The 6746-nt window shown below is 36.3% G+C and carries 5 protein-coding genes; 4 read left to right on the top strand and 1 reads right to left on the bottom strand.

The features are described 5' to 3' along the window. Positions 1 to 186, top strand: a 186-nt coding sequence (locus OM074_RS20700) for a hypothetical protein (protein ID WP_301202602.1), incomplete at its 5' end; no start/stop codon positions are given. On the opposite strand, the gene OM074_RS20695 is transcribed toward OM074_RS20700, so the two are convergent. Further along, a complete protein-coding gene (locus tag OM074_RS20695; protein ID WP_301202601.1) occupies positions 179 to 1984 on the bottom strand; it encodes a glycoside hydrolase family 15 protein in 1806 nt (601 codons plus the stop codon). The genes OM074_RS20700 and OM074_RS20695 overlap by 8 nt on opposite strands. 83 nt (positions 1985 to 2067) lie before the next feature. On the opposite strand from OM074_RS20695, the gene OM074_RS20690 reads away from it, so the two are divergent. From OM074_RS20690 to OM074_RS20680, 3 genes are all read left to right on the top strand, one after another. Further along, entirely contained in the window at positions 2068 to 4269 is a 2202-nt protein-coding gene (locus tag OM074_RS20690) for a bifunctional alpha,alpha-trehalose-phosphate synthase (UDP-forming)/trehalose-phosphatase (RefSeq protein WP_301202599.1), read from the top strand. Between the two features lie 88 nt (positions 4270 to 4357). Next, positions 4358 to 5971 (top strand): sensor histidine kinase, encoded by a 1614-nt coding sequence (locus OM074_RS20685; protein ID WP_301202597.1) that lies wholly within the window; start codon positions 4358 to 4360, stop codon positions 5969 to 5971. After that, positions 5949 to 6599 carry a response regulator transcription factor gene (locus OM074_RS20680; RefSeq protein ID WP_301202596.1) on the top strand — a complete coding sequence of 217 codons (651 nt, stop codon included), beginning with the start codon at positions 5949 to 5951 and terminating at the stop codon, positions 6597 to 6599. Before OM074_RS20685 ends, OM074_RS20680 begins: the two co-directional genes overlap by 23 nt. Positions 6600 to 6746: the final 147 nt, after the last annotated feature.

Genomic DNA, 6746 nt, shown 5'->3' with positions numbered 1-6746 from the left:
AGTGTTGGCAAGAAAACTGCTGAAATTTTTGTTAGCCCACCCACACCCCTCAGTCCTCCCGAATACAAGTTCGGGACAGGCTCTAAAGGGGAAGTAGCTTCCGCACAGTGCGTTGGAATTTTCCCCTTTAGGGGAATCAAAGGGGTGAGCGTAGGAATCATGAGTTTTCTTGCAGGAACTATCTAATTGCATCAAGTATCTTTTCGTCTTTGGTTGTTTCCCCTTCTGAAATGGTAATAGCAGTTTCTATTAAAGCCAGATGCGAATAGGCCTGCGGAAAATTACCCAGCTGTCGTTTGGTTTCAAAATCCAGGTCTTCACTAAACAAGCCAAGATGATTACAGTAGACCAACAACTTCTCAAACCTTTGTATGGCAGCTTCTTTTTCACCAATTTTATAAAGGGCATTCACTAACCAAAATGCGCAGATAGTAAAGGCTGATTTTGGCAAACCAAAATCATCCTGGTTAATATACCTATACATCAAACCATTGTGTTCCAACTCCTTTTGTATGGCATAAACTGTTGATTTGTATCTCTCATCACGAGCCTCAACAAAACCATAGCTTTCCATCAAAAGAACCGAAGCATCCAGGTGATCACAAAAATAACACTGCGTGTAAGATTGCTTTTCTTCCGACCATGCATTTTTTTCTATATCTGCACGAATCTTATCCTCTAGCTTTTTCCATTTATTAATGTACTCGTCCTGCTTTAGCAAAACAGCTATTTTCTGTGCCCTATCTACAGCCACCCAGCACAAAACTTTACTAAAGGTAAAATGCTTGCTTTCGTTCCTGATCTCCCAAATACCCTTATCCGGTTTTTGCCAGTTTCGCTCCACCATTTTAACCACATTCCTAACCACGGTCCATAAATCCTCACTATGATCCAGGGTGGTTGAATGCAACTTAAAATGCTGGTACATGGCATCCATCAAAATACCATATATATCGTTTTGCTTTTGCTTATATGCAGCATTTCCAACACGTACAGGCTTTGAATTAGCAAAACCATCCAAATGGGGCAATTCATACTCCGAGAGCTTTTTTTCGCCACTGATACCGTACATAATCTGCATTTTCTCATCTTTCTCAGGCAACACGTTTACTATAAAATCCATATATTTTCGTGCTACGGTACGATGACCTACCTGATTCAGGATTTTCACTACCATAGAACCATCCCTGATCCAGCAGAAACGATAATCCCAGTTACGAACCTCCCCTATGGTTTCTGGCAACGAAGTTGTTAATGCAGCTAAAACCGCCCCTGTCTTTTGATAGCTCAACAACTTCAGGGTAAGCGCACTCCTGTTGATTTCATCATTATACTTGCTGAATGTGGTAGTACGTTCCGACCAATTCAACCAATACACTTTTGTACGCTCCATTTTTAGTTTAACCCTTTGTATATCCTGCTTTAGCAGCTTTTGGTTATAACTAATAAGCATAAACTTACTTTGGCTTAAAGTAATCTTCTCAGAATTCACCACATCCCCAAAATCGAAGTCGGTGTACAAATACAATGAGTCGTAAGGTCCCTTTTGCGTTACTGCTTTAATAAACTTCTTTTCTTTAGTAACCTTTGTTGCATTAACCCCATACTCCAACCTGGGATCATATTTGATCCGAAAAGCAGGTGCACCGCTAATCCTGTTAAAAACACGGATCACATCAGGGGGCGAATAGATCATCCCTTTTTCATTTTTGTACCGAGGCATAAAATCAATCACCTCAAATACGCCATCCTGGGAAACAAAGCGGGTACACAACAGATTCGTCTTATCTAAATACTCCTGCCCAACAGATAAGAGGTTCTCCGGCTCTATTGTTACCGAACCGCCTTTGTTTTCATCCAATAATTTTGCAAAAACCGAAGGTGCATCAAACTTTGGCAAACATAACCAATCAACACTACCCTTTTCGGAAACCAAAGCTGCTGATTTGCAATTTCCGATAATCCCGTAATTCAGATTCTCCATATATTAAAATTTATTGGTTAGTTTTGTAGTAAACCCAAAAAAAGGGTATTATTTCGAAAATTCAAATAAAAAACGCTATATCTATGCAAAAAATTCATATTGTTTCGAACAGACTCCCATTCAGCATTAAGGAAGATGGAGAAAATATCACTCTTGAAGCCAGCGTTGGGGGTTTGGCAACAGGAATGAAATCAATTTATAAAGACTATGGTGGAACGTGGATAGGATGGCCCGGAATTGACAGCGATACAATATCCAATGACAAGATGGAGGCTATCGACAACCTTTTTATTGAAGAAAAATGTGCCTCAGTACATTTAAACTCAGAGGAAATACATTTATTTTACGAAGGCTTTAGCAACAGGACCATATGGCCCTTGTTTCATTACTTTACTCAATTTGCTGATTTTAACCAGGAAGACTGGGAAACCTACAAAGCTGTAAACCAAAAATTTGCCGATGCTGCCATTGAAACCATGGACGACGGGGATGCTGTTTGGGTACATGATTACCAATTATTATTGGTGCCTGAAATGATTAAATCTAAAAAACCCAATGTTACGATTGGTTTCTTTTTACATATCCCTTTCCCTTCGTACGAGGTGTTTAGAATGTTGCCCTGGAGGAAAGAAATTATAAAAGGAATGCTGGGGGCTGATTTAATCGGCTTTCATACTTACGATTATGAGAGACACTTTTTTAGCTGTGTACGCCGCTTGTTTGGATATGAAATATCCTTTAACCAAATTCACATTGAGGAAAGGATCATTATAGCCGATTCATTCCCAATGGGTATCGACTACGAAAAGTTCCTGAAATCGGCACAGGAGGTTGGCATGAAGTCCATCACCGAAAAATCGGAACTGCACAAAGAGCTTGACAAATACTTTTTATCTTCCCCTGACAGAAAACTAATTCTTTCGATAGACCGACTTGATTATACCAAGGGAATTCCCAACCGGTTGAAAGCTTTTGCCCGGTTCCTGGAAAAATATCCTGAATTCAGACAAAAAGTTACACTAATTATGCTTGCTGTGCCTTCCAGAGGACAGGTAGATCATTACCAACAGTTAAAAAAAGAGGTTGATGAATTGGTGGGCCAGATCAATGGAGCATATGGCAGCATTAATTATACACCCATATGGTACTTTTACCGCTCGCTTCCATTTAACAACCTGATTGAGCTTTACAGTTCGTGCGATGTGGCCCTCATTACGCCCGTCAGGGATGGCATGAACCTGGTTGCTAAGGAATATGTGGCTTCCAGGATCAACAATACAGGAGCCTTAATTTTAAGTGAAATGGCAGGAGTAGCAAAAGAAATGGGTGAAGCCCTGTTGATTAATCCTGTGGATGATGAAGAAATGGCAGATTGTATCCATCAGGCCCTCACAATGCCTGTAGATGAACAAAAATCCAGGATGTCGTTTATGAAAGAACGCATACAACGATATGACGTTTTTAAATGGGCCAATGAATTTATAAAATCCTTAAAAAAAGCAGAAAGCATTCAAACGGACTTCCTGGCGAAAAGAATTACCAAACAACTGGCAAACAAGTTGGTTGAAAAATATTCAGGCTCTAAAAAACGCGCTATATTTTTGGATTATGATGGTACCCTGGCCCATTTTAAAAAGAATCCGCTCGATGCCAAACCTGATGAAGAATTACATAGCATCATTAAAAACCTCACTTCTAATAAGCAAAACACCGTAACAATAATCAGTGGTCGCGACCGGTACACTTTAGAAAAATGGTTTAACGGCCATAAAGTAAACCTGATATGCGAACATGGCGTATGGCTTAAAACTGTTGATGGAGAATGGGAAATGCTTACAACCGTCAACAACAACTGGATGCCCAATGTAAGACCGGTTATGGAAAATTTTGTTGACAGGACTCCAGGAAGTTTTATTGAAGAGAAAAACTATTCGTTGGTATGGCATTACCGAAAATCAGAACCGGAACAAGGTGAACTTAGGGCCAATGAACTGAAAGATGAACTGAACACCCATTTATCTAACCACAACCTGGAGATAATGGAGGGCAATAAAGTTATTGAGGTAAAAAGTGGTGGAATAAACAAAGGGGTTGCGGCTCTTAAATTCCTGAACAACCAACCTTTTGATTTTATTATGGCCATTGGTGACGACTGGACCGACGAATTCATGTTCCGTGAGTTACCGGAAAGTGCTGTTACAATAAAAGTTGGCTTAAAACATACTAAGGCGGCGTACAAAGTTGAATCTGTTGATGCCGTAAGGGGTTTATTGAAGATGATGTGAAACATTAATAAACAATATTACGTTTTTATATAGGTCTGTCCTTTTTATAAGGATTGACCTTTTTTGTTAATTATCATCTTCTATTTGCATGACAAAGTTTATATTTGGAACAAACTCCGATTATTTAAAACATGAACAAGTACTTAACAGGGTACTCACTCGAATATTTACATTAACATTAATTGTAACTACACCATTTGTTGTTACAATGTACTTTAGATCACAGTTAACAAATACGGGAAAAATTATCTTTTACATCGACGTTTTTGCTATTATTTCTTTGATAGCATTTCTTTTAATAAAAAAGATAAGCAGAAACTTCAAAATTCATTTTTACATCACAATAATGTTTATTACATACACTATTGGAATGTATCACTTGGGCTATTTTGCTGCTGGAAAATATATGCTACTATTGTTGATAGTGATTCCTGTAATCTTTTTACCACTAAAAAACACATTAATACTAATGGTTATAGGAGCTTTTTCATATATTTCAATTGCCTACCTATACTCCAATAATATCTTAAATTACAACATTAATATTGAAAGCCTGATAAAAAGTCCTATATTATGGATATCCGATGGATTAATACTTCTTTTTCTCTCACTAATCGTAATCTTAGTTATTGGAGAAATACTAAATGCTTATAAATTAGAAGTAAGCAAAATGGAGGAAAGTGAAAATATTCTATACAATACAATCCAAAACATACCGGTACCTACAGCAATTGTTGATAAAAACTTAAAGGTTGTTTATTTAAATAAGAGTTTTGAACCATTTACAGGATTTAAAATAGAAGAAATACCGGATATTGAAACCTGGAACCAGAAGGTATACAGAACAGAAGTTGAAAAAATGGATAATTATAGCATTTGGGGACCTGATATAAAAAAGGTATTTGAACAAAAAATTATTCCTCCGGTACGAGAATATTATTTTTATTCAAAAAGTAGAGAACGAAAAATAATTGAAATCCATCATAATATTATTAATGATAATTTAGCTCTTGTCATGTTTGTTGATGTAACTCAAAAAAGAACACAACAAAGAGAAATTATTGAAGCCATTGTCAACACTGAAGAAAATGAACGCAGCAGAATGGCAAAAGAACTGCACGACGGACTTGGCCCCTTGGTTTCTACGGCTAAAATTTATGCTCACACTTTAAATTCAAACACAGAGGATCAAGATGTCAAGGAAAAAGGAAAGAGGTTAATCGAATTATTGGATGAATCAATTACAGAAATCAGAAGTATCTCAAATAATATTAGTCCACATATATTAAGAAACTATGGACTCAAAGATGCCATGATGTCATTTATTGAAAAATTGATACCGATATCAGATATTGAATTTCACTTATCCTTTGATGATAACTTTCCGCTATCAAAACATTATGAATTTACTATTTACAGAACTTTAGTTGAGATGATAAACAATTCAATTAAATACGCAGAAGCAAAAAACATTTCAATAAAATTTAATAATTTACATACGCATTTAATATTTACCTACGAAGATGATGGTAAAGGATTTGATTTGGAAGAAAAAAGGGGGAGCGGTTTTGGCCTGTTAAATATGGAATCCCGTATTGTTAACATGGGTGGTTCATATGTTTTCAAAACCACCCCTGGACAAGGTGTTAAAGCTACCATTAAAATAAATTACACTGACAATGATTCGGATAGTACTTGTTGAAGATCTTGATATGATTCGTGAAGGAATCAAATTATTAATAAGTCAGATTACAGACTTTTTAATAGTAGCTGAGTATAAAAATGGACAGGAATTTGTTGACAACCTGGATAATTTGGATTGTGACATTGTAATTACAGACATTGACATGCCTGTTTTAAATGGTATTGATGCCACTAAAATCGCAATCGCTAAAAAACCAAATCTTAAAATTATTGCTCTCTCATTGTACAACGACTCAAAATATTACTATGAATTAATTACTGCCGGAGCTAAAGGCTTTGTTCTTAAACAATCAAGTGTTGAGGAACTAGAGCAGGCAATTCGTGAAGTAAACACGGGTAAAAGTTATTTCTCAGAACAATTACTTTATAACGTAATTGTAAACATGCAAAATATTGAGCAAACTTTAGTTGAAGAAAAAAAGAATCTATTACAACTAACCAATAAAGAATCTGAATTACTTACACTTATTTGTAAAGGGTTAACAAACAAAGAACTTGCAGACAAACTATTCTTAAGTACAAAAACCATTGAAAGTAATAAAGCAAAACTCATGCGAAAAACCGGAGCAAAAAATAATGCATCTCTAATTATTTGGGCTATCAAAAACAAGATTGTTGAAATATAACATTCTCCCTTTATTATCCTGAACCAAGCAAACAATTATCCTTCTCCCTAATGTAAGCATCCGGTAAACCACGCATAGGAAGCATTCATGCCAATATCTAAGTTTGGGCAAACTAAAAAATATTGGTATGTTGAATGAGAGAAAGTT

This window comes from Plebeiibacterium marinum (assembly GCF_026013615.1).
Classification (GTDB): domain Bacteria; phylum Bacteroidota; class Bacteroidia; order Bacteroidales; family Marinilabiliaceae; genus Saccharicrinis; species Saccharicrinis marinus_A.
The sequence above is the reverse complement of the archived record's forward strand: the minus strand, read 5'-3'. Positions and strand labels throughout refer to the sequence as shown.